Here is a 25,540-nt window from a genome sequence, read left to right as displayed (position 1 = left end):
CCGCATGTCCCGCGTGCCGGCGCCGGAGGGGCCCGTCGGGCCCGTGACGTCCCGCCTCGTCGCGCTGTGCGCGCAGACCCGCGACCGGTTGCGCACCCCCGAGCTGCGCGACCGGCTCGACGGCCTGGTGACGCGGCTGTCCGAGCCCCGGATTCGCGTGGCGGTCGGCGGACGGATGAACGCCGGGAAGTCCACGCTCGCCAACGCGATGCTCCAGGAACGCCTCGCGGCCACCGGGGCCACCGAGACGACGCGGCTGGTCACCTGGTTCTGCCACGGCCACCAGGCCCGCCTGCGCGTGCACCGCCGCGACGGCACCGAGCGCGTCGTGCCCCTGGCGGCGACCGGCGGGGTCGGGGCGTCGATGACGGACGCGGACCCCGGCGAGATCGGCCACCTCACCGTTGAGACCCCCAACGACGCCCTGAGCCGCCACACGCTCATCGACACCCCCGGCATGGACTCGCTGTCGAAGCTCGATCCGGACTCCCTCGCCGCCCTCGGCGACGCCGACGCCGTCGTCTACCTCATGCCCCACCCCGGCGAACACGACATCGAGGCCATCGACGCGGTCCGGTCCTGGACCGGCGACCTCCGGCTCGGCGCCGCGAACATGATCGGCGTCCTGTCCCGCATCGACACGCTCTCCGGCGAGGACGACCCGTGGCCCGACGCCCGCCGCGTCGCCGACCGCTACGCCCGCGAGCTGCGCGCGGTGCTCTCCGACGTCGTGCCCGTCGCCGGGCTGCTCGCCGAGACCGCGCGCGGCCCGGACTTCGGCGAGCCCGACGCCCGGGCGCTCCGGGCCCTCGCCGAGGCCGACCGGGGGACGACCACCCGCAAGCTGCGCACCGTGCAGCGCTTCCGCGGGTGGGAGGACGGACCGGTCCCGGCCGAGGACCGCGAGCGGCTCCTCGAGCTGCTCGGCCTGCACGGCATCCGGGTGGGTCTCGCGCTGCTCGACGAGGGCCGTCGCTCGACGCCCGCGCTGCTGGAGGGCTTCGCCGCGCGCTCCGGGATCGACACGGTGCTCGAGCGCATCGACACGGTGTTCGTCGCGGGCGCCGACCGGCTGCGGGCGAGCGCCGGCATCGCCGCCCTCGAGCACCTCGGGTGGGATGCCCCCGACGAGCTCGACCGCCGCGTCCTGCTCACGCTGCAGTCCGACCTCGACCGGCTGCGCCTCGAGCCCGCGCTGCGCCAGGTGGACCTCGCGGCGGCGCTCGTCGACCTCGAAGCCGGGCGGATGCGCCTCGGCGACGACGACGTCGCCCGCCTGCGCGACCTCGCCACCGGCGTCGACGACGCGCGCCGCCTCGGCCTCGCCGCCGGAGCGGGGCGCGACGAGATCGCCGCCGCCGCGACGGCTCAGATCCCGCAGTGGCGTCGCCTGGAGGCCCGGCCGTCGCGCGTGCTGCAGCGCCACGTGCGCACCGCCCGCGAGCTCTGCGAGCACATCCTCTTCTCCGCACCCGACGAACCCGACGAGCCCGGCGAGCCCGCCGATCCGGCGGCGCCGACCTCGCCGAGCTGGCAGGCTCGGACGTCGAGTCCGTGATCGTCGCGCGACACGGCGCGCAGCGGGAGCCGATGGGCGGGGAGGAGGCCGCGGTGGGGGTGCCACCCCGGGCCGGTCCGCCGGCCCTCGGGCCCTACGTGGTGTCCGACGTCCTCCACCGCGGGCGCTCGGGCGAGGTCGTGCGCGCCCACGACCAGGCGCACGACCGCGTCGTCGCCCTCAAGATGCTCGCCCCCGACGGAGCCGACCGGGAGTTCCGCACCCGCTTCGAGCGCGCCTGCGCCGTCGCCCGCACGCTGCACGAGCCCCACGTCCTGCCGGTGCTCGACCACGGCGAGCTCGCGGGCCGCCTGTTCGTCGCGACCCCGCTGCTCGCCGGTCCGGACCTGCGCACGGTCCTCGGCCGCGACGAGGTGCTCGACCCGGCGCGGGCGGTCGCCGTCGTCGAGCAGGTCGCGGGCGCCCTGGCCGCCGCGCACGCCCGGGGTCTCGCCCACCGCAACGTCAAGCCGTCCAACGTGCTCTTCGCCGACGCGCATGCCACCGAGGTCCGCGTCGGCGACTTCGGCCTCGTCTCCCGCAACGGCCTGTCGCTGGACCACACCGCGCCCGAGCGCTTCCGCGGCGGGCCGACCGATCACCGCGAGGACGTCTACGCGCTGGGCTGCGTGCTCTTCACCTGCCTCACCGGCGCGCGCCCCTACCCCGGCCGCAGCCTGCCCGAACGGATGCGCGGGCACCTCGAGAGCCCGGTGCCGAAGCCCTCGGAGCACCGCCCCGGCGTGCCGGCCGCCTTCGACGCCGTGATCGCCGGCGCCCTGGCCAAGACCCCCGCCGAGCGCACCGCCACCGTCGGCACCCTGGCCGCCGCCGCCCGCGCGGCGCTCTAGGGTCTGTCCCGGCGACGAGGAGACGGCTCGACAGCGCTCCTTCGTCGCGCACCCGCGCCGTTCCCGCGCCTTGGCCGAGAAATCTCGGCGGACGCCGGAACATCCGGGCGTGCCCGGACCGTCAGAGACGTGAACGGTCCGCCGACGGCGACGGGCCCCGCGACGAGGACGGGACGCGATGAGCGGCACCACCGGCACCGGCGACGTGTACTTCAGCGCCGACGGCGGGGTCTACGACGCCACGGGCACCATGATCGGCACCTACGAGACCGACGCGTCCGGGCGGGTCGACCTCGTCACCACCGACACCGACGGCGACGGCCGCCTCGACACGTCGATCTCCGACACCGACCACGACGGGACCTTCGAGACCGGTGTGGTGGACACCGACGGCGACGGCTACTACGACACCATGATCATGGACACCGACGGCGACGGCGACTACGACACCGCCGCGGTCGACGCCGACCACGACGGCACCGCCGACACGACCGCGTACGACCCGGCCGGGTTCTGAGCCCGAGGACCACGACATGACGGCCACCTCCGCGACCCCGGCGACCGATCGGACGGTCCTCGTCGATCTCTGCATCGACCTCGCCGACCGCCTGCGCGACACCGGGCCCGGCCTGCGGGCCCGGCTGCACCGCGGGCTCGCCGAGGTGGGGGTGCTCCCGATCGAGCCGGACGGGCGGCCGTTCGACCGCGCCGAGCACGACGCCGTCGACCGCGAGCCCACCGCCGACCCCGCCCGCGACCGCACGGTCGCGAGCACCGAACGCACCGGATACCTCGACCACGGCCGCGTCCTGCGCCGGCCCGAGGTCGTCGTGTACGCCCTGGAGAGCCGATGACCACCGACTCGCGCACGACACCGGCCGGGACGGGGCGCCGCCCCCACCCGATGGCCGACGACGTCCTGCGGCTCGTCGCGGAGGTGCGCGCCGCGGCCGAGGAGGACGGCGAGACCGAGGCCGCGGCGGCGCTCGACGCCGACGTCGCCCGGGTCGCCCGCGGCAGCGCGGCGGTCGTGGTCGTCGGGGAGAAGAAGCGCGGCAAGAGCTCGCTGATCAACGCGCTCGTCGGGCGCACGGGCCTGCTGCCCGTCGACGCCGACGTCGCCACCTGCACCCACATCGTCGTCAGCTACGGCCCCGACGGCGCCTCGGTGGTGTTCGGCGGTGGGACCGAGGGACGCGACGTCCCCCTCGAGGGTGTCGCGGAGTACGCCGCCCTCGACCCCGGCGCCCGCGCGCCCGAGCACGAGGACGTCAGCCAGGTCCAGGTGCGGGTGCCCGCGCCGCTGCTGGCCGGCGGGCTGGAGCTCGTCGACACCCCCGGCGTCGGCGGTCTCGTAGCCGGGCACGCCGCCCTGACGCTCGCGACGCTGGAGCGCGCCGACGCCCTCGTGTTCGTCCTCGACGGGTCGAGCGAGATCACCGCCTCCGAGCTCGCGTTCCTCGAGCGCGCCACCGAGCGGGTCGCGACCGTCGTCTTCGCCCTCACCAAGATCGACCAGTTCCCGGCGTGGGAGGCCGTGCGCGCCCGGGACGTCGAGCTCATCGCCCGGCACGCCCCGCGCTACGCCGACGCGCCGTGGTTCGGGGTGTCGAGCCGGGCCGTGGCCGACGCCCTGGCCGCCGAGGCCGACGGGGAGCCGGAGGAGGCGGCCGAGGAGCGCGCGGCGAGCGGGATCGACCCGCTCGCCGACCAGCTCGCCGGGCTCGCCGAGGGCGCCGACGGCCTGCGGCTGGCGAACCTGCTGCACCAGACGCAGGGGCTGGCTCAACGTCTGTCGGCGCTGCAGGTCCGGCGGGCCCTCTCGCTGTCGCTGAGCCCGGAGTTCGCCGCGTCGGTCAAGCGCGAGAAGGACGCGCTGAGCGCGCTGCAGGGCCAGAACGCGACCTGGCGCCAGACGCTCTCCGACCGGGCCGTGCGTCTCGAGCAGCGCATGCGCACCGAGCTCGCCCGGCGCCTCGAGGATGTGCGCAAGGAGGTCGGCGACCGGATCGCCGCCGGCGACCACAAGGTCTTCGACGAGGTCGCGACCGACCTGCCGCCCCGCGCGCAGGCGATCTGGATCGACCTCGACACGATGCTGCGCCGCGAGCTGACCGAGCTCGCGGCGGCCCTGCTCGCCGACCTCCAGGGGGTCGAGGCCGACCTCGGCGGCGTCGTCCCGGAGACCCCCGAGCGGCTCGCCCAGCTGCCCGAGGCCGCCCGCGGCCAGGGCAGCACGAGCTTCGCCGAGCAGGGCGTGATGTCCGCGAGCCTGGGCATGGGCATGGGGCACATGGCCTACCTCGTCATCCCCGCGGTGCTCGGACCGTTCGCGGTGGTCGGCGCGGTCGCCGCGGGCGTCGGCGTCGTCGGGTTCTTCACCTGGCGGCGCTGGGCGAAGGAGCGCGGGGCGCGCAGCCGCGAGGACGCGCGCCGCTACCTGCAGGACGTCACCGCGCGGCTGGGCAACGAGATCCCGCCCGTCGTGAGCCAGGCCGTGGCCGGCGCCCGCGAGGTGCTCTCGCAGCGGATCACCACGGCCCTGACCACCGAGAAGGACCGCCTGACGGCGAGCCTCGCCGAGCACGAGAAGAACCTGGCCGGCGAGAAGAGTGGGCTGGCCCGCCGCAAGGCCGAGGTCGAGGCCCGGCTCAAGAAGCGCAACCAGATGCGGGAGAACGCCGAGCAGCTGGCCCACAAGCTGCCGGCCCGCGCCGGAGGGGAGTCGTCGTGACCGCGCCGCAGGAGGCCGGGGGAGCCGGATCGGCCACCTGGCTGGACATGTCCCGCTACCCCGACACGGACCCGGACACCGTGCTGAGCCCCGACCAGCACGAGCTGCTCAGCTCGTCGCTCGCGGTCGACGACGCCGCGCTGCCGGACTCGGTGTGGGAGCACATGCTCGCGGTGGTCGCCGGCGACCCCGCGGACGACGACGCGACCGACGGTGCCGACCCGGACGCCGCCGCGGGCGACGACGACCCCGCCGTCGACGATGCCTGGTCCGAGGACCTGGCGCGCGCGTTCGGACTCTCCGACGACCACGACCCCGGGGGACACGACGCGGTCGACCCCGGCACCGACGCGCACGACGACGGGCACCACGACGGCGGCTGGGTGTGACCACTCCCGGCTGGGACCTCGCGATCGACTTCGGCACGTCGTTCACCACGACGGCGACGCTCGCGGGCGGCCGGGTCGAGGTGCTGGAGATCGACGGCTCGAAGTACGTCCCGTCGCTGGTGTGTCTCGACGACGACGGCGCGATCCTCGTGGGACGGGACGCGCTCACCGAGGCGGCGATGGCTCCGGACCGCACCGAGCGGGTGCCGAAGCGGGCCCTGGTCGCCTCGGAGCAGGTGCTGCTCGGCGACCGCACGATCGCCACGGTCGACCTCGTCGCGGCCGTGCTCGCCCGCGTGGCGGGCGAGGCGGTCCGCCGGTTCTCGGGGCGCCCGCCGTCGCGGGTAGTGCTGACCCACCCCGCGCGCTGGCAGGCCGGAGGCCTCGAGCTGCGCCGTCTCGCCGAGGCCGCCGAGCGCGCCGGGCTCGGCGAGCCCGACCTCGTCGCGGAGCCGGTGGCCGCGGCGCACCACTACGTGCGCAGCGGCGACACGGTCCCGGACGGCGGCATGATCGGCGTCTACGACTTCGGCGGCGGCACCTTCGACACCGCGGTGCTGCGCCGCCGCGGTGACGGGTTCGAGCTCGCCGGGTCGCCGGGCGGGGACGTGGCGCTGGGCGGCGAGGACCTCGACGCCGCGTTCATGGAGATCCTCGCCGAGCACGCCGAGGCGCTCGACGTCGACCGGTGGAACACGCTGTGGGAGGCCGAGGGGCGCACCGCGGAACGCCACCGCACGCTGCTGCGCCGCGACGTCACCCAGGCCAAGGAGACGCTCTCGCGCCGGCCCGCGGTGAACCTCTGGGTCCCCGGGTACGACGACGAGATCCGGGTGACGCGCCGCGAGTACGAGAAGGCCGTCGAGCCGCTGCTGGCGCGCAGCGTCACCGAGCTGCGCGACACCGTCGCGCGGGCCGGCACCACGCCCGACGGGCTCGTCGACGTCTACCTCACCGGCAGCACCAGCCGGACCCCGCGGATCAGCACGCTGCTCGCCGACGTCCTCGGCCACGTGCCGGGGATGCGTGACGACCCCAAGGCGGTCGTCGTGCTCGGGGCGTTGTCCACGGTGCCCGGCTCGGTCAGCGCCACCCAGCACGTCCGGATCCCAGCGCGGCCGCGCCGCCCGTCCGGTCCGCCCGCCGACCCGACGCCGCCGCTGACGCCCGCCGGGTTCGAGGTGCCGACGGCGCCCTCCGCGGACGAGACGGAGACGGTCCGGCGGGCCCCCGCCGCCCGTCACGCCGCGCCGCCCGACCGGGACGTCACCGGGGAGATCGCCCGCGAGATCGCCGCGATCGCGGAGGCCGCCGGCGTCACCGACCTCGTCGGGACCGTCGCGCCGACCGTGCGGGCGGGGGGTCCGCCCGAGGTCCGGGCGAACCTGGCCGCGGCCGCGGACGGCGTCGGGACCGCGATCGGCACGCGCCACACCCCGTTCCCCGGGCTCCCGCCGCACATCGCGCTGCAGGTGCTGCGCGAGGGCCGCGGCGAGCTGGAGACGCTGGGCCCGTGCCTCACGCGCCTCGACGCCGTGGTGGAGCGTGTGCAGGCACTGTGACCGGTCGGCGTCCTAGAAGACCGGGACCGCCGGCTCGCCGCCGGACAGGACCGCGCCCGCCGTGGTCAGCACGTCGCGCTTGACCAGGAAGTGCTGGCGCAGGACCCCGATGTCGCGCAGGCGCCGCGCGAGCGTGCTGTCGGCGTGGACCGCGCCGCTGCCGGCGGCCCGGTGGGCGGTGGTCACGACGTCCACGGCCTGCGCCGTCGCCCACGCGGCCGCGGCCCGCAGCCGGGCCCGCTGCTCGAGCGTCACCGGGTCGTCCCGGACCGCCCGCCGCCAGGCCGACGTCGCGAGGTCGTCCAGCAGGGCGCGGGCGGCGTGCAGGCCGCTCTCGGCGCCCGCGAGGTCGAACCGGAACAGGGGGTTCGCGGCGAGCGCCTCGCCGTCGAACATCGGGACCTTGCCGGCGGCCAGCGCGCGGAGGTCGTCCAGGGCGCCGCGCGCGACGCCGAGCGCCACCGCCGCGATCTGCACCGCGAACAGAGCGGGCCGCGGCACGCGCAGGATCGGGGCGTCGAGGCAGTCGGCGGCGGTCATGACGTCGAACGTGCGCTCCGCCGGGACCACGACGTCGTCGGCGCGGATGTGGTGGCTGCCGGTCCCGCACAGTCCGGCGGCGGTCCAGGTGTCCTCGATCTGCACCTCGTCGCGGGTGAACAGCGCCATCCGGAGCCGGTGCACGCCGGCGCCCTCCGCGCCCTCCGCGCCCTCCGCGCCGTCGCCGTCCTCGCCGACCTCGACGCCGTTGCCGTACAGCACGTCGGCGTGCTCGCAGCCGCTGGCGAAGCCCCAGCGGCCGCGGACCCGGTAGCCGCCCGGCGCGGGCGCGACCGATCCGGCCGGGGCGAAGACGCCCGCCACGATCACGTCGGGCCGGGAGAACACCGCGTCGAACGTGGCCCGGGGCAGTCCGGCGAGGTCGCAGAACCCGCCGCTGCCGATCATCACCGCAGGTCCCTCCCGGCCGCGCTGCGCACCTCGGCCGGTGATCACCCGCGGAAGTAGTGGCCCGCGTCGAGGTCGGCGAGGACACCGGGATGCGCCGGCTCCCAGCCCACCAGGGCGCGGGTCTCCGCGTTGTCCATCCTGAAGTCGAAGGCCATGAAGGCGCCGAACGGGCCGAAGTGCTCCGTGGCCCGCTCGGCGGGGACGCTGACGGCGGGCACGTCGAGGTGGCGCCCGATGCGCTCGGCGATCGCGCGGACGGTGACACCCGGCTCGGTGGCGCCGCGCAGCGTCGTGCCGGACGGGGCCTGCTCCAGGCCCAGTCGGTAGAGCGCCGCGAGGTCCAGGGTGTGGGCCGCGGGCCAGTGCTGGGCGCCGTCGCCGACGTAGCCGGACACCCCGGCGCGCCGGGCGATCCCGATGAGTGTCGGGAGCCACCCGCCGCGGTCCCGGTCGCTGTGGACGAGCGGCGGGATCGCGACGAGCAGGGTCCGCACACCGCGGTCGGCGAGCGCCGTGAGCTCGCCCGTGACGGCCGAACGGGGGTTCGCGTCGATCACGCGGTCCAGGTCCGCGTCGCCGGTGCGGGTCATGCCGACCCCCATCAGCGTGCCGCCGTTTGGCGCCAGCGCCTCACCCAGCGCCCGGACCACGGCGATGTCCGCCGCCGCGGCGTCCGCGAGGTCGCCGCGGTGCACGGCGTCGTGGTCGTAGGCGAGGTGCACGACGGCGTCCACGTCGGCCGCGGCCGCGCGCAGGCCGTCGAGGTCGGCGACGTCGCCGCGGCGCGCCTCGGCGCCGAGCTCCTTCACGGTGACCGCCGAGGTCTCGGAGCGTGCGAGGCCGACGACGTCGTGGCCCGCCCGGAGCAGCTCGGGGACGACGGCCGAGCCGATGTGGCCGGCGGCGCCGGTGACGAGAACGCGCATGATGCCCTCCGTGGACGTGACGGTACTGAGTACCGTCACCGTAGCACCGTGACGGTACTGAGTCGCATCACTAGTCTGGTCCGGTGGCCCGATGGGAACCGGACGCCGGTCCGCGGCTGGTGCGCGCCGCGCTCGACCTCATCGGCGAGCAGGGCTACGCCGCCACGACCGTCGCGCAGATCGCGGAACGGGCCGGGCTGACGCGGACCACCTTCTTCCGGCACTTCGCCGACAAGCGCGAGGTGCTCTTCGCCGGCCAGGAGGTCCTCGGGCGGCTCCTCGCCGACGGCATCGCCGGGGCGCCCGCCGACGCGACGCCGCTGGCGGCGGTCGCCGCGGCCCTCGACGCCGCCACCGCGGTGTTCACCGCCGAGCAGCGGGAGTACGGCCCGCGCCTGCACGCCGTCATCGCCGAGAACGGCGAGCTCGCCGAGCGGGCCGCGTTCAAGCGGGCGTCGTTGCGCGCGGCGATCGCGGACGCGCTGCGCGCCCGCGGGGTCGGCGACCCGGGCGCGGGCCTGGCCGCCGGCCTCGGTGTCGACGCCTTCTACCGCGCCTTCGAGCGGTGGTGCGACCTGCCCGCCGGGCCGACGTACCCCGAGCTCGCCCGCGAGGAGCTCGCGGCGCTGCGGGCGGCCGCGGCGGCGCTGGGCTGAGCCCGGAGGGCGCGGTCAGCGCTTGCGTGAGCTGATCACGCCGGTGTCGAAGCCCGCGAGATGCAGGCCGCCGTGGAAGCGGGCGTGCTCGACCTTGAGGCAGCGGTTCATCACGACGGCGAGCCCGGCTGCCTCGCCGCGCTCCGCGAGCGCCTCGTCGTAGAGCCCGAACTGGGTCCAGAAGGTCGAGGCCCCCGACGCGATCGTGGCGTCGAGCACCTCGGGCAGGTCCTCCTGGCGGCGGAAGACGTCGACGAGGTCGGGCGTCACTGGCAGCGCGTCGAGCGACGGGTAGACCGGGTGACCGAGGATCTCGCTGGCGTTCGGGTTGACGAAGTAGAGGTCGAGATCGGTCGAGAGCAGGTAGGTGGCGACGAAGTTCGACGCCCGCGCCGGATTCGGCGAGGCGCCGACCATCGCGACAGTGTGCGTCTTGCGCAGGATGGCCTGGCGCTCCTGCGCGCTCGGCGGGGTCCAGGTCACGCGCTCTCCTTGGTGGCTTCGGTGAGCGCCTGGTCGAGGTCCCAGAGGATGTCCTCGGGGTCCTCGATGCCGACGCTGATGCGGATGAGGTCGGGCCGCACGCCGCCCTCGCGCAGCTGCTCGGCGGTCAGCTGCTGGTGGGTGGTCGACGCCGGGTGCAGCACGAGCGTGCGGGCGTCGCCGATGTTCGCGAGGTGGCTGCACATCTGCACCGACTCGATGAAGCGCCGGCCGGCGGCGCGGGCGGCGTCCTCGTCGTCATCGGAGCCGTCGGAGGCGCCCCGGACCCCGAAGCTGAACACCGCGCCCGGTCCCTTCGGCAGGTAGTGCTGGGCCCGCGCGTGGTGGGGGTGGCCCGGCAGCCCGGCGTAGCTGACCCACGCGACCCGCTCGTCGGCGTCCAGCCACTCCGCGACCCGCTGGGCGTTGGCGACGTGGTCGTCCATGCGCTGCGGCAGCGTCTCGAGGCCCTGGAGCAGCAGGAACGCCGAGTGGGCGGACAGGGTCGCGCCGATGTCGCGCAGCTGCTCGGAGCGGACCTTGGTGAGGAAGCCGTACTCCTGGAAGTTGCCCCACCACGTCAGCCCGCCGTACGACGGGATCGGCTCGGTCATCTGCGGGAAGTTGCCGTTGCCCCAGTCGAACCGGCCGGACTCGAGGATCACCCCGCCGATCGTGGTGCCGTGCCCGCCCAGGAACTTCGTGGCCGAGTGGATCACGATGTCGGCGCCGTGCTCCATCGGGCGGCACAGGTACGGCGTCGCCATCGTCGCGTCGATGATCAGCGGCAGGCCGCGCTCGTGGGCGACTTCCGCGAGCGAGGCCACGTCGGTGACATCGCCCGAGGGGTTCGCGACGATCTCGGCGAACACGAACCGCGTCCGCTCGGTGATCGCGGCGCGGAACGCGTCGGGGTCGTCGCCGGCGACGAACGTGGTGTCGACCCCGAAGCGGCGCAGGGTCACGTCGAGCTGCGTGACCGTGCCGCCGTAGAGGGCGGCGGACGCGACGATGTGGTCGCCGGCGCCCGCGAGGGTGGCGAAGGTAAGGAACTCCGCGGCCTGCCCGGAGCTCGTCGCCACCGCCCCGAGCGCCCCCTCGAGGCTCGCCATCCGCTCCTCGAACGCCGCCAGCGTCGGGTTGGCGATCCGGCTGTAGATGTTGCCGTACTTCTGGAGCGCGAAGAGGTTCGCGGCGTCCGCGGTGTCGTCGAAGACGAAGCTCGTCGTCTGGTAGATCGGGACGGCGCGCGCGCCGGTCGACGCGTCGGGCACCGCGCCGGCGTGCACGGCGCGCGTCCGGAAGCCCCAGGGTCGGTCCTGTCCTGCCACCCCGCCGTTCTACCGCACGCGGGCGAGGTCGGCGCCGCTCAGAACCCGAGCTTTCCGAACCAGGCGGTCGACGCGGCGTTCCAGGCGTTGATCAGCGCGAGGGTGCCGCCGGCGAGCACGACCGCGCTCGTGGCGAGCGCGACGATCCCGTAGACGGGCATGAAGGCCAGGAGCACGAACGCGCCGAAGAACGAGAAGACGCTCGACAGCATCGCGAGGCCGGTCAGGACCGTGAGCACGATGCGCGCCCACTGCGCCCGGCCGCGGAAGTGCAGGGCGAGGAACACGCCGATGGCGCCGCCGAGCAGCGCGAACACGATCCCGACGCCGGAGAACACGTCGCCGACCCCGATGGTCGACAGGACCGTGCCGACGACGTTCACGGCGATGATCCCGATCCAGAGCAGGAACGCGCGCTGCACGGTCGGGGGGATGTCGACCGGCAGCGGGACCCCGCCGAAGCCCGGAGGGATGAGCGCGTTGGCGCCGGGGCTCGAGGGACCGGAAGGCCGCTGCTGGCCGAACGGCGGCGGCTGGCCGAACGGCTGCTGACCGGACGGCGGCCCGGGCTGCTGGCCGTACTGCTGGCCGTACTGCTGGCCGAACCGTTGCTGGCCGAACTGCTGCTGGCCGCCGGTCGGCGGGCCGTACTGCTGGCCGCCGGTCGGCGGGCCGTACTGCTGGCCGCCGCCGGTCGGCGGGCCGTACGGGGGCGGGCCGGACTGGGGCGGCCCGTATTGCGGGGGCGGGCCGGACGGGGGCGGACCGTACTGCGGGGGCGGGCCGTACGGCGGTCCGCCGGCGGGGGGCTGCTGGCCGTAGGGCGGGTTCGGGGCGCTCATGGCGAGAACGTAGGGCGCCCGTCATGACCCGGACAGACGAAGTGATTACTCAAAATCTGAGTGACCGGCGCCACCGATTACTCATGCGCGGGTGCGGAAGTACGGGTTGGCCGCGGCCTGGTAGGACAAGATGATCGCCGCGACGATCAGCGCCGCCTGCACGAGGTTCGCGATCGTCGGCACGAGGGGCGCGCGCACGCCGATGCCGGCCGAGAGCAGCAGGCCCAGCACCGTGAACACCACCGAGATGCCGCCGACGATCGCGAGCGTCAGCCGTGCCCAGTGCCTCCCCTGCCGCATCTTGACCGCGCCGATCACGAACAGCACGAGGAAGACCACGCCGACGCCGAGGCCGGTGACGGCGCCGGCCGTCGCCCCGGGCAGATCGGGGATCGGCGGGGCGGTGACGAGGCCGATGACGCTGCCGACGAGCCCGACGACCACGGCGGCGATCCAGAGCACGAACGAGCGCTGCACCGGGGCGGGTGGGGCTTCGCGGGGCGTGGTCACGGCGGCACGGTAGATCATCGAGGGCAACTCGCGGGGCCGTTCGGCTCAATCGAGGTCGCGCACCCAGCACCACACCGTGCCCTCGTCGGGATCGTGGGCCTCGCCGTCGTAGGTGAAGCCGTGCCGGCGCAGGACACGCACCGAGGCGTTCTCCTCCGCGCGCGTGTGTGCCCGGACCCGCCGCACCCCGCCGGCCCGTGCGCGCTCGAGCCACTGCCCGACCGCCGCCGTCGCGATGCCCCGGCCCTGGCGCGCCGGCGCCACCGAGTAGCCGATCTCGACCTCGCCGTCGGTCGGCGGGCCGGTGAACCCGCCGAGCCCGACGACCTCGCTGCCCTCGACGAGCAGGTGCGCGAACCACGACGGGTCGACCCCGCCCTCGAGCGCGCTCACGGTGGGCTCGAGGGCCTCGGGGAAGGCGAGGTAGCCGTCCACGAGCGTGAGCCCGAAGCGTTCGGTGAACGCCTCCGGCTCCGTCAGCAGCGTCACCGCCTGCTCCGGCGGCAGCGGCACGACCCGCACTCCCATGTGAGCAGTTAACCCCCTCATAGGGGCCGCAACTGCTCACATGCCGTGCATCTTCGCGATCACCTGGAGCATCACCTCGTCGGCGCCGCCGCCGATCGACGTGATCCGCATGTCGCGCAGGAACCGTGCGGTCCACGTCTCCTCGATGTAGCCCAGCCCGCCGTGGTACTGCAGGCACGTCCGGGCGACGTCTTCGCAGAGCCGGCCGACCGCCAGCTTGGCGATCGTCGCGAACCGCGACGTGTCCTCGCCGCGCATGTACGCCTCGGCGCACGCGTAGTTGTAGTGCCGGCACATGTCGACGCGGGCGTAGAGCTCGGCGAGCTGGTAGCTCAGGTACTGGTTGGTGATCAGCGGGCCGCCGAAGGCGTGCCGGTTGCGCAGGTAGGCCGCGGTCCGGTCGAGGGCCCGCTCGCAGGCCCCGACACGGCCGTAGCAGGCGACCATGCGCTCGTTCTGGAACTGCGACATCTGCTGCTGGAACCCGCGGCCCTCGCGGCCGATGGTGTTCGCGATCGGCACCCGCGCACCGTCGAAGGACAGCTCGGCCGTGTCCGAGCACCGGTTGCCGAGCTTGTCGAGCGTTCGCGACACCGACACCCCGGGGGTGTCGGTGGGGACGACGATCTGCGACATCCCTCGCGCGCCCCCCTCGTCGGATGTGCGCGCGAGCAGGCACAGCCAGTCGGCCTGCACGCCGTTGGTGATGTAGAGCTTCGAGCCATGGATCACCCAGTGGTCGCCGTCGCGGACCGCGCGAGTGCGCAGCCCGGCCACGTCCGAGCCCGCGTCGGGTTCGGTGACGGCGATGGCGGTGACGTGCTCGCCCCGGATCGCGGGCGCCAGGTACCGCTCCTTGAGCTCCTCGGACCCGAAACGGGCCAGCGACGGCGTGGCCATGTCGGTCTGGACCGCGATCGCCATCCCGACGCCCGCGGCGTCCGCGCGTCCGATCTCCTCGGCGAGCACCACCGAGAACAGGTGGTCGGCCCCGCCGCCGCCGTAGGCCGGGTCGTACTCGAGGCCCAGGAAGCCCAGCTCGCCGAGCTTGGCGAACAGCTCGTGGGTGGGCATGCGTTCGTCGCGCTCCCACTGGTCGACGTACGGGTCGATCTCCCGCTCGACGAACGTCCGGACGGTCTTGCGGAACGCCTGGTGCTCCTCGGTGAAGGCGACCATCACGAGCCTTTCTGCACACGCTGTCGGAGGACGGCTTTCTGGATCTTCCCGGCCGGTGTCAGCGGCAGCTCGTCGACGAACTCGACGACGCGCGGGACCTTGTAGTTCGCCAGCCGGTCGGCGGCGAGCGCCACGAGCTCGTCGGCGGTGACGTCGCCGTCCGGGGTGCGGACGACGAAGTAGTGGCCCACCTCGCCGTGGGTGTCGTCCGGGGCGCCGACACCCGCGACCATCGCGACGCCCGAGTGGGCGCCGAGGACGTTCTCGACCTCGACGGGATAGACGTTGTAGCCCCCGGAGATGAACATCTCCTTGAGCCGGCCGCGCAGCGCGAGGTGGTCGCCCCGTACGCGGGCGACCACGTCGCCGGTCGCCAGCCAGCCGTCGGGCCGGAAGGTCGCGACGTCGGGGACGTTGCGGTAGCCCGCCGCGACCGACGGGCCGCGCAGCCACAGCTCGCCCTCGTCGGCGTCGGTCCCCTCGACGGGGTCGACGATCCGAGCCTCGACGCCGGCGAGCGGCACCCCCAGCGTCGTCGCGACGGTGGCGGCGTCGTCGTCGAGCGCCGACATCACCGCGGCGCCCGAGGTCTCGGACAGGCCGTAGAGGTTGACGACGCGCGCGTGCGGCGCCGCGGTGGTGATCGCCGCGCACAGGGCCGGCTCGACGTTCGAGCCGCCGGCGACGGCGTAGCGCACCGTCTCGAGGGTGCCGACGCCGGCACGCGCCATCTCGGCGAGCAGCAGCGTCCACATCGTCGGGACCCCGGCGAAGACCGTGACGCCGTGGGTGGTGATGTCGCGCAGCGCCCCGGCCGGGGAGAAGCCCGGCGTCAGGACGACCTCGCTGCCCGCGACCAGCGCCGTCAGCAGCGTGCACGTCAGCCCGCCGACGTGCGTGAACGGCATCGTGGCGAGGAAGCGGTCGCTCGGGGTCAGACCGAGGTGCCCCGCCTCGGCGCGGGCCGAGGCGAGCAGGCTGCCGTGGGTCAGGACGGCGCCCTTCGGCGTCCCCGTGGTGCCGGACGTGTAGAGGATGACCGCGGGGTCGTCCTCGCCGCGCTCGTGCTCCGGGACGGGCGCGTCGCCGACGAGCGTGTCGACGTCGGTGACGACGTGCTCGAGGTCGGGCAGCCGCGGACGCAGCTCGTCGTAGAGCGCGACGAGGTCGGTGCCGCCGGACTCGGGCACCGTGACGACCAGCCGGGCACCCGAGTCGGCGAGCATGTGCTCGAGCTCGCTGCCCCGGTAGCGGACGTTGAGCGTGACGAGCACGGCGCCCAGCCGCGTCGTCGCGACGAGCAGGCCGATCCAGGCGGCGCCGTTGGGCAGGGCGACGCCCACGCGATCCCCGGCACCGACCCCGTGGGCGGCGAGACCCGCGGCCAGGCGGTCGACGTGCTCGTCGAGCTCGCGGAGGGTGACCGCGCCGGGCGCCTCCCGCAGGAACACCGCGCCGGGGCGCTCGCGGGCGGCGGCGCGCAGGACGCCGGGGATGCTCACGTCGGCAGCGCCTGGAGGTGGCGCAGCGCCGGACCCCAGCGGTCGGTCTGGGAGCCGGTGGGTGCGTACAGCGGGATGCGCTGCGCGACGCCGCCGAAGCGACGCTCGAGGGCGGGGCCGACCTGGTCGGGCTCGGCGACGATCGCGATGGTGTGCAGGACCTCGTCCTCGACGGCCTCGCCCATCGCCCCCCACTCGCCTCTCTTGGAGAGCGTGTTGAGCTCGCGGGCGAGGTCGCCCCAGCCGTGCAGCTCGAGCACCGGGTGGTACGCCGGGGTCGAGCCGTAGAAGGCGACCTGGCGGCGGACGTCGCGGATCGACTCGGCGAACTCCTCCTCGGTGTTGCCGGTGGCGATCAGTGCCGTCGCCGAGAACTCGAAGTCGCTGCCGTCCTTCCCGCCGCGCTCGAAGCCCTGGCGCAGCGCCGGCAGCGTCACCTCGTGCAGGTAGCGCTCGGTGGAGAACGCGTGCGCCATGAAGCCGTCGGCGACCTCACCGGCGACCGCCGTCATCCGCGGACCGACCCCGGCGAGGTGGATCGGCGGGGTGCCGTACGGGTTCGGGTCGGGCGAGAAGAACGGCGTCATCAGCGTGTGCGTGTAGAACTCGCCGCGGAAGTCCAGCCGCTCGCCGGTGTTCCACGCGTCCCAGATCGCGCGGACGGCGCGGATGTACTCGTGCATCCGGTCGGCGGGCCGCGACCACGGCATCGAGAAGCGCTTGGTGACGTGCGGCTTGATCTGGGTGCCGAGGCCCAGGATGTAGCGCCCGCCGGTGACCTGGTGCAGGTCGTTGGCGGTCATCGCGGTCGTCATCGGGGTGCGGGCGAACGCCACGGTGATCGCGGTGCCGAGCGTGATCGTCTGGGTGCGGGTGGCGGCCAGGGTGATCTGGACGGCGGGGTCGTGCTGGGTCTCCGAGGCCCAGACGGCGTCGTAGCCGGCCTTCTCCGCCGTGACCGCGTCGTCGGCGAACGCGTCCAGCCCACCCGTGACCACGGTGGCGTCGACCTTCATCGCAGCAGCTCCTCCGGGACGATCCCGCAGCGAACGCGCTGTTCGCTGCTTCTCTGCGCACGAACTCCCCGTTCGCGCCCGGCACGGTCGCTCACTCGGCGACGTCCAGGGTCACGAGTGTCGCGTGCGCCTCGACGTACTGGCCGACCGCGACGTGCACGGTCTCGACGACGCCGTCGGTGGCCGCGAGCGCCGGGTGCTCCATCTTCATGGCCTCGAGGACCACGAGCTTCTGCCCGGCGACGACCCGGTCGCCCTCGCGGACGAGCACCTCGACGACGGTGCCCGGCACCTCGCTGACCGGGCCCGCGCCGCCGGCCGCGGCGTCGGGCGCGGGCAGGCGCGGCACCTCCCGCCAGGCGCTGTGGCCCTCGCCGTCGTCGACGTGGGCGGTGCCGTCGTGCTGGGCGACGCGGCAGCGGTACTCGACGCCGTCGAGGGTGACGCGGACGCTCCCAGGCGACAGGTCGCGCAGCCCGAGACGGCGGCCGTCGAGGTCGATGCCGTCCGCGGTGCGGTGTGCGGTGACCGCGACCTCGCCGTCGGGACCGGCCCAGGTGACGGTCGGGCGGGGGGCGCCGCGCAGGGGACGCCAGCCGGGCGGGGCCAGCGCGGCGAGGGGGTCGTGCTCCCGCCGGGTGGCGGACGTGCACGCCACGGCTGCGGCGAGGTGCACGAGTCGCGGGGTCGCGGCCTCCGGGGTGCGCAGGTCGGGGCGCCGGTCGAGGAAGTCGGTGCGGGTCCGTCCCGCCAGGAAGTCGGGGTCGCGCAGCACGGCGACGAGCAGGTCGCGGTTGGTCGTCGGGCCGTGGATCTCGGCCTGCGCCAGCCCGGCGGCGAGCCGTCGCGCCGCGGCCGCGCGGGTCGGGGCGTGCGCGATCACCTTGGCGATCATGGGGTCGTAGAAGGCGCTGACCTCGCCCGTCGCCCCGAGCGCGTCCTCCCAGCGGAGCTCGGCGCCGTGGCGGTAGCGGTGCAGCGTCCCCGGGCCCGGACGGTCGCCGGCGGCCGGGTCCTCGGCGTAGAGCCGCACCTCGACGGCGTGCCCGCGCGGCGTGACGTCGTCCTGCCGGAACGGCAGCGGCTCCCCGTCGGCGATCGCGAGCTGGAGGGCGACGAGATCGACGCCGTACACCTCTTCGGTGACCGGGTGCTCGACCTGCAGCCGGGTGTTCATCTCGAGGAAGTAGTAGCTCGCCGGTGTCAGCTTGGCGTCCACCTGCGGCACGAAGCCCTGCGGAGCTGCCGCGCCGGAGGCGTCAACACCGTCGTCGGACGTCAGGAAATCCGCATCCTCGACCAGGAACTCCACGGTGCCGACCCCGACGTAGCCGAGCTTCTCGGCCAGCGCCACGGCCGTCGCGCCCATCTCGGCCCGCAGCTCGGCCGACACCACGGGCGACGGCGCCTCCTCCACGACCTTCTGGTGCCGGCGCTGGATCGAGCACTCACGCTCCCCGAGGTGGACGACGTGCCCCTGCGCGTCGCCGACGACCTGGATCTCGACGTGCCGCGGAGCGTCGAGGAGGCGCTCGAGGAAGACGGTGTCGTCGCCGAAACTGCGCGCGGCCTCGGCGCGGGCGGAGCGGACGGCGTCGGCGAGCGCGTCGGGCGACCGGACCTCCCGCATCCCGCTGCCCCCGCCGCCCGCGCTGGCCTTGACCAGGAGCGGGAAGCCGACCTGCTCGGCGGCGCGGGTCCAGTCGCCGGGGTCGTCGGTCTCCAGCAGCGCGTCGGGCAGCGTCGGGACCCCGGCATCGCGGGCGAGAGCCTTGGCGGTGTGCTTGACGCCCATCGCCTCGATCGACGCCGGGTCCGGGCCGACCCAGACGAGGCCCGCCTCGGCGCACGCCCGGGCGAACGACGCGTTCTCCGACAGGAAGCCGTACCCCGGGTGCACCGCGTCGGCGCCGGTCGCGCGTGCGGCGGCGAGGACCTGCTCGACGTCGAGGTACGTCTCGGCGCTCGTCGAGCCGTGCAGCGCCACGGCGCGATCGGCCTCGGCGACGTGCGGGGCGTCGGCGTCGGGCTCGGAGTAGATCGCGACCGTGCGGATGCCGAGCGTGCGCGCGCCGCGGACGACCCGTCGCGCGATCTCCCCGCGGTTGGCGACGAGCAGCGTGCTGATCACCGGCGCTCCCCTGTGATCGAAGTACCGATACGGACGCTCAGTGTCTGCATCCAGCTGAGCACGCCGATAGGGGCACTTCGCTGACACACCCGAGCACCCCGCTCACATCCTGAACGGCGCGAAGCGGGTCGCGCCGGTGACGGGGGCCGAGTGGACGGCCGAGAGCGCGAGCGCCAGCACGGTCCTCGTGTCGCGCGGGTCGATGACGCCGTCGTCCCACATCCGCCCCGAGGCGTAGATCGCGTTGGACTGCGCCTCGACGCCGTCCTCGATCGCCTTCCGCGTGGCGCGGTCGGCCTCGTCCGAGTACTCGCGACCCGCCCGCTCCGCCGACCGGCGCTGCACCATCGACATCACGCCGGCGAGCTGGGTGCCGCCCATGACCGCGATGCGGTGGTTGGGCCAGGTGAAGACGAAGCGCGGGTCGTAGGCGCGCCCGGACATGCCGTAGTTCCCGGCGCCGTAGGACGCGCCGACCATGAGCGTCAGGTGCGGGACCTCGGAGTTCGACACCGCGTTGATCAGCTTGGCGCCGTCCTTGATGATCCCGCCGCGCTCGTAGGCGGAGCCGACCATGAACCCCGTGATGTTCTGGATGAACAGCAGCGGGATCGACCGCGCGTTGGCGAGCTGGACGAACTGCGCGCCCTTCTGCGACTCCTCGCTGAACAGGATGCCGTTGTTCGCGAGCACCCCGACCGGGAAGCCGCCGATCGAGCCCCAGCCGCAGACGAGCGTCGTGCCGTAGAGCGGCTTGTGCTCGTCGAAGCGCGAGCCGTCGAGCACGCGGGCGAGCACGTCGCGCACCTCGACGCTCCTCTTCGCGTCGGATGCCGCGCACGCCAGGAGCTCGTCGGCCGGGAGACACGGGGGATCGGCCGGCAGCGACGGCCCGGGCCCCGCCTTCCGCCACCCCAGGTCGGCGACGATCCGCCGCCCGATGCGCAGGGCGTCGCGCTCGTCGGCGGCGAGGTGGTCGGCGAGCCCGGACTCGCGGGCGTGCATCTCCGCCCCGCCGAGCGTCTCGTCGTCGACGTCCTCGTTGATCGCCATCTTCACCAGCGGCGGCCCGCCGAGGTACACGGTCGCCTGGCCCCGGACGAACACCGTGTACTCGCTCATCCCCGGCATGTAGGCCCCGCCGGCGGTGGACGAACCGAAGACCACCGCGATCGTCGGGATACCGGCCGCCGAGAGCCGGGTCATCTCGCGGAACGTGCGCCCGCCGGGGACGAACAGGTCGGCCTGGCGGGGCAGGTCGGCGCCGCCGGACTCGACGAGCGCGACGACGGGCAGCCGGTTGCGCTCGGCGATCTCGAGCGCCCGCAGCTGCTTGGTGACGCCGATCGGGGTGATCGAGCCGCCCTTCACTGTCGGCTCGTTGGCGATGACCATGCACTCGACGCCGCTGACCGCCCCGATCCCGACGACGAGGCCCGCGCCGGGCGTCGTGAGGTCCGGCTCGTGGGCCCCGGCCAGGGCGCCGATCTCGAGGAACGCGGCGTCGGGGTCGAGCAGCAGGTCGACGCGCTCGCGCGCGGTCAGCCGGCCGCGGTCGTGGTGGCGGTCGACGTACTTCGCCCCACCGGCGGCGAGCACCGTCGCGGCCACCTCGTCGACCCCCGCGATCGCGTCGAGCATCGCGGCGCGGTCGGCGGCGAACTCCGGGGTCGACGGGTCGAGCCGCGACCCGAGCACCGCCGGCGGCGAGACGTCGGGTGCGCTCACGACTCCAGCCCCAGCCGGCCCGCGACGACCTCGGTCATGATCTCGTTCGCCCCGCCGCCGATGCCGAGGATGCGCGCGTCGCGGTAGTGGCGCTCGACCTCCACGCCGTGCATGTAGCCCATGCCCCCGTGCAGCTGGACGGCCCGGTCGACGACGGCGTCGCACGCCGCGACCGCGGTGTTCTTGGCCATCGCGAGCTCGGTGACGACGTCGGCGCCCGCCTGCCAGCGAGCGAGGACGTCCCGGACGTAGGTCCGCGCCACCGTCGCCTCCCGCGCCATCTCGGCGATCTGGTGGCGCACGACCTGGCGCCGGGCCAGCGGCTCGCCGAACGTGCGCCGCGACCGCGCCCAGTCGATCGTCAGGTCGACGCAGCGCTGGGCCGTCGCGTAGGCCTGCACGGCCATCGACATCCGCTCGGCCCCGAAGTTGACCATGATCTGGCGGAAGCCGGTGCCCTCGGCGCCGACGAGGTTCGCGGCCGGCACGCGCACCCCGTCGAAGCGCAGCTCGGCGGTGTCGCTGCAGTGCCACCCCATCTTGCGCAGCCGCGAGCGCGACACCCCGGGCCGGTCGGTCTCGATCACCAGCAGGGAGATGCCGCGGTGCCCGGGCCCGCCGGTGCGCACGGCGGTGGTGACGATGTCGGCCCGCGTCCCGGAGGTGATGAACGTCTTCGCGCCGTCGACGACGAACTCGTCGCCCTCGCGGCGCGCGCGGGTGCTGATCGCCGCGACGTCGGAGCCCGCCTCGGGCTCGGTGATGCCCAGCGAGGTGATCACCTGCCCGGCGAGGGCGGGCTTCACGAAGCGCTCGATCTGCTCGGGGTCGCCGGCGTTGGCGATGTGCGGGACACCGATACCGTGGGTGAACAGGCCCGCGCAGACCCCGCTCGACCCGCCGGAGAGGATCAGCTGCTCGGCGACCAGACACGCGTCGAGGTGCTCGCCGACGCCGCCCGCGGTCTCGGGGAACCCCAGCTCGAGCAGCCCGAGGGACCCGGCCCGCTCGTGCAGCGTCCGTGGCAGGGCGCCCTCGTCCTCCCACGCCGCGAGGTGGGGCACGATCTCGCGCGCCGTGAAGTCGGCGACCAGCTCGCGCAGCGCCCGCCGCTCCGGCGTCGCCCACGCGTCGTGCGCCGAGCCGGTGGAGCGAGGGTGACCCTCGCTGCCTCCCACGCACCCAGGGCGTCCTTCGCTCCTCGCACTCGCCGACCCCGTCACCGGCGGACCGCCTCGGCCTGCCCGGCGAACTGCTCGCGCAGGACCCGCTTGAGCAGCTTCCCGGTCGCGTTGCGGGGCAGCTCGTCGACGATCTCGACGCGCCGCGGCGCCTTGAAGCGCGCGATGCGCTCGCGGGCGTAGGCGATCACCTCGTCCGGGTCCAGCGACCCGGAGGCGACCACCACCGCCAGCACCGTCTCGCCCCACTGCGCGTCGCCGACGCCGACGACCGCGACGTCGGTGATCCCGGGATGGCGGTGCAGCACCTGCTCGACCTCGATCGGATAGACGTTCTCACCGCCCGTGATGATCATGTCCTTCTTGCGGTCGACCAGCGTCACGAACCCCTCGGCGTCACGGACCCCGAGGTCGCCGGAGTGGAACCAGCCGTCGCGCATGACCTCGGCGGTCGCCTCCGGGCGGTTCCAGTAGCCCGCGAACACCGTCGGTCCGCGCAGCACCAGCTCCCCGACCTCGCCGACCCCGACGTCCTCCCCGCCCTCGTCCACCAGCCGCGCGTCGACGTGCATGAACGGCCGGCCCACCGACCCGGCGTGGGTGAGCACGTCGGCGGCGTCGAGGAAGAGCGCGGCGGGCGAGAGCTCGGTCATCCCGAAGCCCTCGGTGAACGTCCAGCCGAGGCCGGTGAAGTGCTCGATGACGGTGACCGGGCACGGTGCGCCGCCCGAGATCGCCCAGCGCAGCCCGGGCAGCGGCGGCAGGGACGGCAACCGGCTCAGCGCCGCCCACATCGCCGGGACGAGGAACTGCGTGGTGACGCCCTCGCGGGCCATGAGGTCGACGAACGCCGCGGGGTCGAACGACGGCACGACGACGACGGTCCCGCCGGCGTAGATCAAGGGGAGCGCGGAGAGGCCCAACGCGCCGATGTGGAACAGGGGCGCAGCCGCGATCGTCACCTCGGTGCCGCCGATGCCGGGGCCCGCGGTGACCATGTTGATCGCGTTCCACAGCATGTTGTCGTGGGTGAGCACCGCGCCCTTCGGGACGCCGGTGGTGCCCGAGGTGTACATGATCACGCACGGGTCGTCGCCGGATACCGCGGCCGGCGCGACCTCCTCGACACCCGGCTCCGATCCCAGCTCGACGACCGACGCGACCGGCTGCTCGTCGACCGCCGCCCCGGCCAGGGTCGTGAACGCCGTCGAGCGCACCAGCACCGTCGCCCCGGAGTCGGCGAGCACGTGCGCGACCTCGGCGGGCGCGAGCCGGTGGTTCACCGGCACCGTCACCGCGCCGAGCCGGGCCGCGCCGAAGAGCCATTCGAGGTACGCCGCCGAGTTCTCGCCCAGCAGCGCCACCCGCATCCCGGCCTCGACACCCAGCGCGGCGAGCGCCGCGGCGCGGGCGCCGACGCGGCGGTCGAACGCGGCGTAGGTGTGGCGGGCGCCCGTCGCGACGTCCACGAGCGCCGTCGCGTCGGGACGGCGCTGCGCGCGCCGGGCGACCCAGTCGGCGATCCCACCGTCCACGACCGCTCTCCTCCCGCCTCGGCGCGACCTCGGCTACTCTGCCCGTACGTGCGGTCAGTCCACAAGGGAGTGCCATGAGCGAGCCGGCCGTGGCCCCCGGACGCCCGCGCGGCGGGCGGCGCGACGAGATCCTCGCGACGTTCACCCGCCACGTCGCCGAGCGCGGCTACGACCGCGCCAACTTCGGCGACGTCGCCGCCGAGCTCGGGATGAGCAAGGGCACGATCGTCCACCACTTCGGGACGAAGGACCGGATGCTCGCCGAGGTGCAGGAGCGCTACATGCGCCGCCGCCTCGACGAGGCCCACGGGTTCCTGGCCCGGCTCGCGGCGCCGGCGGAGCGGATCGCGGCGTTCGTGCACGCCGGCGTGCGCTACTCGGTCGACGAGCCCGCGACCACCGTCGCGTTCCAGCGCGAGGTCGTCCGGCTCACCGACGAGCCCGGGATGGAGACCGCGCGCGCCCAGCGCGACGCGTACCGGGACCTGGTCGTCGCGGTTCTGCACGACGGGGAGGCGGCCGGGGTGTTCGTGCCCGGCGACGCACGGCTGCGCTCCCTGCAGATGTTCGGGTCGCTGCACTGGATGTGGACGTGGTTCGACCCGCGGGGCCGGCGCTCCGCCGCCGACGTGGCCGCCGAGTTCTGCCGCACGCTGCTGCGGGGTCTCGGCGTCGACGAGCCGACCCTCGCCGCGGCCGCCGACCCCGACGGCCCCGTCGCCCGCTGCGTCGCCGAGGTGTGCGCTCCGCGCTCGTGAACAGTATGGCCGGCTATCGCCGTCCGAACTGCTCACCTGCGCGTCAGCGCACCCGGCGGTACGACGCGATCAGGGTGCCGGTCGTGGCCTGCGTGACCCCCGTCAGTTCGAGCGGACGCGCGATGCCGGTGGTCGGGAAGACGCCCTTCCCGCCGCCGAGCAGGATCGGCTCGATCATCAGCCGGTACTCGTCGACGAGGTCCGCCTCGGCGAGAGCCGCCGCCAGGGACGCGCTGCCCTGCACGAGCAGCGCGCCGCCGTTGCGGTCCCGCAGCTCCCGCACGGCGCCCACGGCGTCGCCGGCCGGCAGGAGCACCGAGCCCGACCACGTCATGTCCGCGTCGGTGAGCGCGCGGGAGGCGACGTACTTCGTGATGCCGTTGATCCGGTCGGCGAACGGATCGCCGGCCTGCTGCGGCCACGCGCTCGCCGAGACCTGCCAGGTCTTGCGGCCGAACAGCATCGCCTCGGCCTCGTCGAGCGCGCCGGCCCATGCCGCGCCCATCGTCTCGGGGTCGAAGTAGGGCATCGACCAGCCGCCGTGGGCGAAGCCGCCGTCGGTGTCCTCCTCGGGGCCGCCGGGCGCCTGGGTGACGCCGTCGAGGCTCATGAACTGGGTGACGAGGACGCGCATCGTGCTCTCCTCCCGGACCGAGGGGTGGGTGATCAGTGCCGCGTGTACGCCGGGATGAGGACGGCGGCGACGGCGAGGTGGACCAGCGTCAGCCCGACGCGGGTCGGCGTGGTCGCCTCGACGAGCACGATCGGCACGAGCGACGCGGCGGTGACCACGACGGCGAGGACGGTCCAGGCGGTGCGGCCGTGGCGCGAGACCTTCTCGGCGAGGGCCAGGACGCCCCACCCGAGCAGCCCGAGGACGACCGTCGTGCCGATCGTGGCGGTGATGTCGACGCGGGCCGAGCCCATCGAGTCGGTGATCCAGTAGTCCGCGCCGATCAGGGCGCCGATCCCCCACGCGACCAGGGCCGCGGCGACGGCGCCGACGATGCCCAGCGCGCGGGTGCGGACCCGGGATCCGGTGGTGGCGGCGGTGGCGGCGGGAGCGGTGATCGTGGACATGGTGACCTCCGGTGGGGATGCCTGGCGGGCGGTGCTGCCCTCAGGTCGAACGGTGGCCACGGTCCTCGACACGGGTCCGGAGATTTCTTCAGGACTGTGTCCGCTGTAA

General features: G+C 74.6%; 25 protein-coding genes. 9 read left to right on the top strand and 16 right to left on the bottom strand.

Annotated elements, in window-relative coordinates; all coding sequences use genetic code 11:
* Positions 1–4 precede the first annotated feature (4 nt).
* The 7 genes from QSK03_RS05515 (at position 5) to QSK03_RS05485 (ending at position 7,094) form a co-directional block, all read left to right on the top strand.
* A complete protein-coding gene (locus tag QSK03_RS05515; protein WP_285649100.1) occupies positions 5–1,558 on the top strand; it encodes a dynamin family protein in 1,554 nt (517 codons plus the stop codon).
* The gene (locus tag QSK03_RS05510; RefSeq protein ID WP_285649097.1) at positions 1,555–2,409 is read left to right on the top strand and encodes a serine/threonine-protein kinase; all 855 of its coding nucleotides are present in this window, start codon (positions 1,555–1,557) and stop codon (positions 2,407–2,409) included. The genes QSK03_RS05515 and QSK03_RS05510 overlap by 4 nt, the downstream gene beginning before the upstream one ends.
* 178 nt (positions 2,410–2,587) lie before the next feature.
* Positions 2,588–2,926, top strand: coding sequence for a hypothetical protein (locus QSK03_RS05505; RefSeq protein ID WP_285649094.1), 339 nt, complete (start codon positions 2,588–2,590; stop codon positions 2,924–2,926).
* Positions 2,927–2,942: 16 nt separating this feature from the next.
* The gene (gene grpE / locus QSK03_RS05500) at positions 2,943–3,263 is read left to right on the top strand and encodes a nucleotide exchange factor GrpE (RefSeq protein WP_285649092.1); all 321 of its coding nucleotides are present in this window, start codon (positions 2,943–2,945) and stop codon (positions 3,261–3,263) included.
* A complete protein-coding gene (locus tag QSK03_RS05495) occupies positions 3,260–5,143 on the top strand; it encodes a dynamin family protein (protein WP_285649090.1) in 1,884 nt (627 codons plus the stop codon). Before grpE ends, QSK03_RS05495 begins: the two co-directional genes overlap by 4 nt.
* Positions 5,140–5,532, top strand: a complete 393-nt coding sequence (locus QSK03_RS05490; RefSeq protein WP_285649087.1) for a hypothetical protein — start codon at positions 5,140–5,142, stop codon at positions 5,530–5,532. The genes QSK03_RS05495 and QSK03_RS05490 overlap by 4 nt, the downstream gene beginning before the upstream one ends.
* Positions 5,529–7,094: an Hsp70 family protein gene (locus tag QSK03_RS05485; RefSeq protein ID WP_285649085.1), complete on the top strand. Its 1,566-nt coding sequence runs from the start codon at positions 5,529–5,531 to the stop codon at positions 7,092–7,094. The genes QSK03_RS05490 and QSK03_RS05485 overlap by 4 nt, the downstream gene beginning before the upstream one ends.
* 12 nt (positions 7,095–7,106) lie before the next feature.
* On the opposite strand, the gene QSK03_RS05480 is transcribed toward QSK03_RS05485, so the two are convergent.
* Entirely contained in the window at positions 7,107–8,042 is a 936-nt protein-coding gene (locus tag QSK03_RS05480) for an acyl-CoA dehydrogenase family protein (protein WP_285649276.1), read from the bottom strand.
* Between the two features lie 44 nt (positions 8,043–8,086).
* Positions 8,087–8,971, bottom strand: a complete 885-nt coding sequence (locus tag QSK03_RS05475; protein ID WP_285649083.1) for an NAD-dependent epimerase/dehydratase family protein — start codon at positions 8,969–8,971, stop codon at positions 8,087–8,089.
* Positions 8,972–9,054: 83 nt separating this feature from the next.
* On the opposite strand from QSK03_RS05475, the gene QSK03_RS05470 reads away from it, so the two are divergent.
* Positions 9,055–9,627: a TetR/AcrR family transcriptional regulator gene (locus tag QSK03_RS05470; RefSeq protein ID WP_285649081.1), complete on the top strand. Its 573-nt coding sequence runs from the start codon at positions 9,055–9,057 to the stop codon at positions 9,625–9,627.
* A 15-nt stretch (positions 9,628–9,642) separates the two neighbouring features.
* Here the strand turns inward: QSK03_RS05470 and QSK03_RS05465 are convergent, their stop codons facing one another.
* The 12 genes from QSK03_RS05465 to QSK03_RS05410 all read right to left on the bottom strand — a co-directional run bounded on the left by QSK03_RS05465 (position 9,643) and on the right by QSK03_RS05410 (position 23,593).
* Positions 9,643–10,110, bottom strand: coding sequence for a CoA-binding protein (locus QSK03_RS05465; RefSeq protein ID WP_285649079.1), 468 nt, complete (start codon positions 10,108–10,110; stop codon positions 9,643–9,645).
* Positions 10,107–11,441, bottom strand: coding sequence for an O-acetylhomoserine aminocarboxypropyltransferase/cysteine synthase family protein (locus QSK03_RS05460; RefSeq protein ID WP_285649076.1), 1,335 nt, complete (start codon positions 11,439–11,441; stop codon positions 10,107–10,109). Before QSK03_RS05460 ends, QSK03_RS05465 begins: the two co-directional genes overlap by 4 nt.
* Positions 11,442–11,479: 38 nt before the next feature.
* On the bottom strand, positions 11,480–12,283 hold the full coding sequence (locus tag QSK03_RS05455) for a hypothetical protein (protein ID WP_285649074.1): 804 nt from the start codon (positions 12,281–12,283) through the stop codon (positions 11,480–11,482).
* A gap of 81 nt (positions 12,284–12,364) precedes the next feature.
* The gene (locus QSK03_RS05450; protein ID WP_285649071.1) at positions 12,365–12,793 is read right to left on the bottom strand and encodes a hypothetical protein; all 429 of its coding nucleotides are present in this window, start codon (positions 12,791–12,793) and stop codon (positions 12,365–12,367) included.
* Between the two features lie 45 nt (positions 12,794–12,838).
* The gene (locus QSK03_RS05445) at positions 12,839–13,321 is read right to left on the bottom strand and encodes a GNAT family N-acetyltransferase (RefSeq protein WP_285649069.1); all 483 of its coding nucleotides are present in this window, start codon (positions 13,319–13,321) and stop codon (positions 12,839–12,841) included.
* Positions 13,322–13,357: 36 nt separating this feature from the next.
* Positions 13,358–14,500 (bottom strand): acyl-CoA dehydrogenase family protein, encoded by a 1,143-nt coding sequence (locus tag QSK03_RS05440; protein ID WP_285649067.1) that lies wholly within the window; start codon positions 14,498–14,500, stop codon positions 13,358–13,360.
* Positions 14,500–16,002 (bottom strand): class I adenylate-forming enzyme family protein, encoded by a 1,503-nt coding sequence (locus tag QSK03_RS05435; RefSeq protein WP_285649065.1) that lies wholly within the window; start codon positions 16,000–16,002, stop codon positions 14,500–14,502. Before QSK03_RS05435 ends, QSK03_RS05440 begins: the two co-directional genes overlap by 1 nt.
* Positions 15,999–17,018 carry a TIGR03617 family F420-dependent LLM class oxidoreductase gene (locus QSK03_RS05430; RefSeq protein ID WP_285649062.1) on the bottom strand — a complete coding sequence of 340 codons (1,020 nt, stop codon included), beginning with the start codon at positions 17,016–17,018 and terminating at the stop codon, positions 15,999–16,001. Before QSK03_RS05430 ends, QSK03_RS05435 begins: the two co-directional genes overlap by 4 nt.
* 91 nt (positions 17,019–17,109) lie before the next feature.
* Complete coding sequence (locus tag QSK03_RS05425; RefSeq protein WP_285649060.1) at positions 17,110–19,149, bottom strand: acetyl/propionyl/methylcrotonyl-CoA carboxylase subunit alpha; 2,040 nt, start codon at positions 19,147–19,149, stop codon at positions 17,110–17,112.
* A 102-nt stretch (positions 19,150–19,251) separates the two neighbouring features.
* Positions 19,252–20,790, bottom strand: a complete 1,539-nt coding sequence (locus QSK03_RS05420) for an acyl-CoA carboxylase subunit beta (protein WP_285649273.1) — start codon at positions 20,788–20,790, stop codon at positions 19,252–19,254.
* Between the two features lie 83 nt (positions 20,791–20,873).
* Positions 20,874–22,055: an acyl-CoA dehydrogenase family protein gene (locus QSK03_RS05415; protein WP_285649055.1), complete on the bottom strand. Its 1,182-nt coding sequence runs from the start codon at positions 22,053–22,055 to the stop codon at positions 20,874–20,876.
* Between the two features lie 41 nt (positions 22,056–22,096).
* Positions 22,097–23,593 (bottom strand): acyl-CoA synthetase, encoded by a 1,497-nt coding sequence (locus QSK03_RS05410; protein ID WP_285649052.1) that lies wholly within the window; start codon positions 23,591–23,593, stop codon positions 22,097–22,099.
* A gap of 74 nt (positions 23,594–23,667) precedes the next feature.
* On the opposite strand from QSK03_RS05410, the gene QSK03_RS05405 reads away from it, so the two are divergent.
* Positions 23,668–24,351 carry a TetR/AcrR family transcriptional regulator gene (locus QSK03_RS05405; RefSeq protein WP_285649049.1) on the top strand — a complete coding sequence of 228 codons (684 nt, stop codon included), beginning with the start codon at positions 23,668–23,670 and terminating at the stop codon, positions 24,349–24,351.
* 43 nt (positions 24,352–24,394) lie between these two features.
* On the opposite strand, the gene QSK03_RS05400 is transcribed toward QSK03_RS05405, so the two are convergent.
* Positions 24,395–24,985 (bottom strand): dihydrofolate reductase family protein, encoded by a 591-nt coding sequence (locus QSK03_RS05400; protein WP_285649048.1) that lies wholly within the window; start codon positions 24,983–24,985, stop codon positions 24,395–24,397.
* Positions 24,986–25,017: 32 nt separating this feature from the next.
* Complete coding sequence (locus QSK03_RS05395) at positions 25,018–25,431, bottom strand: DUF6069 family protein (protein ID WP_285649047.1); 414 nt, start codon at positions 25,429–25,431, stop codon at positions 25,018–25,020.
* Between the last annotated feature and the right edge of the window lie 109 nt (positions 25,432–25,540).

This window comes from Actinomycetospora sp. NBRC 106375 (genome assembly GCF_030269665.1).
In the GTDB taxonomy this organism is placed as follows: domain Bacteria; phylum Actinomycetota; class Actinomycetes; order Mycobacteriales; family Pseudonocardiaceae; genus Actinomycetospora.
The sequence above is the reverse complement of the archived record's forward strand: the minus strand, read 5'-3'. Positions and strand labels throughout refer to the sequence as shown.

Coding starts and splice junctions, on each gene's coding strand:
- QSK03_RS05515 (WP_285649100.1), top strand. CDS start 5: ATGTCCCGCGTGCCGGCGCCGGAGGGGCCCGTCGGGCCCGTGACGTCC.
- QSK03_RS05505 (WP_285649094.1), top strand. CDS start 2,588: ATGAGCGGCACCACCGGCACCGGCGACGTGTACTTCAGCGCCGACGGC.
- grpE (WP_285649092.1), top strand. CDS start 2,943: ATGACGGCCACCTCCGCGACCCCGGCGACCGATCGGACGGTCCTCGTC.
- QSK03_RS05495 (WP_285649090.1), top strand. CDS start 3,260: ATGACCACCGACTCGCGCACGACACCGGCCGGGACGGGGCGCCGCCCC.
- QSK03_RS05480 (WP_285649276.1), bottom strand. CDS start 8,042: ATGATCGGCAGCGGCGGGTTCTGCGACCTCGCCGGACTGCCCCGGGCC.
- QSK03_RS05475 (WP_285649083.1), bottom strand. CDS start 8,971: ATGCGCGTTCTCGTCACCGGCGCCGCCGGCCACATCGGCTCGGCCGTC.
- QSK03_RS05455 (WP_285649074.1), bottom strand. CDS start 12,283: ATGAGCGCCCCGAACCCGCCCTACGGCCAGCAGCCCCCCGCCGGCGGA.
- QSK03_RS05445 (WP_285649069.1), bottom strand. CDS start 13,321: ATGGGAGTGCGGGTCGTGCCGCTGCCGCCGGAGCAGGCGGTGACGCTG.
- QSK03_RS05440 (WP_285649067.1), bottom strand. CDS start 14,500: ATGGTCGCCTTCACCGAGGAGCACCAGGCGTTCCGCAAGACCGTCCGG.
- QSK03_RS05430 (WP_285649062.1), bottom strand. CDS start 17,018: ATGAAGGTCGACGCCACCGTGGTCACGGGTGGGCTGGACGCGTTCGCC.
- QSK03_RS05420 (WP_285649273.1), bottom strand. CDS start 20,790: ATGCTCGACGCGATCGCGGGGGTCGACGAGGTGGCCGCGACGGTGCTC.
- QSK03_RS05405 (WP_285649049.1), top strand. CDS start 23,668: ATGAGCGAGCCGGCCGTGGCCCCCGGACGCCCGCGCGGCGGGCGGCGC.
- QSK03_RS05400 (WP_285649048.1), bottom strand. CDS start 24,985: ATGCGCGTCCTCGTCACCCAGTTCATGAGCCTCGACGGCGTCACCCAG.
- QSK03_RS05395 (WP_285649047.1), bottom strand. CDS start 25,431: ATGTCCACGATCACCGCTCCCGCCGCCACCGCCGCCACCACCGGATCC.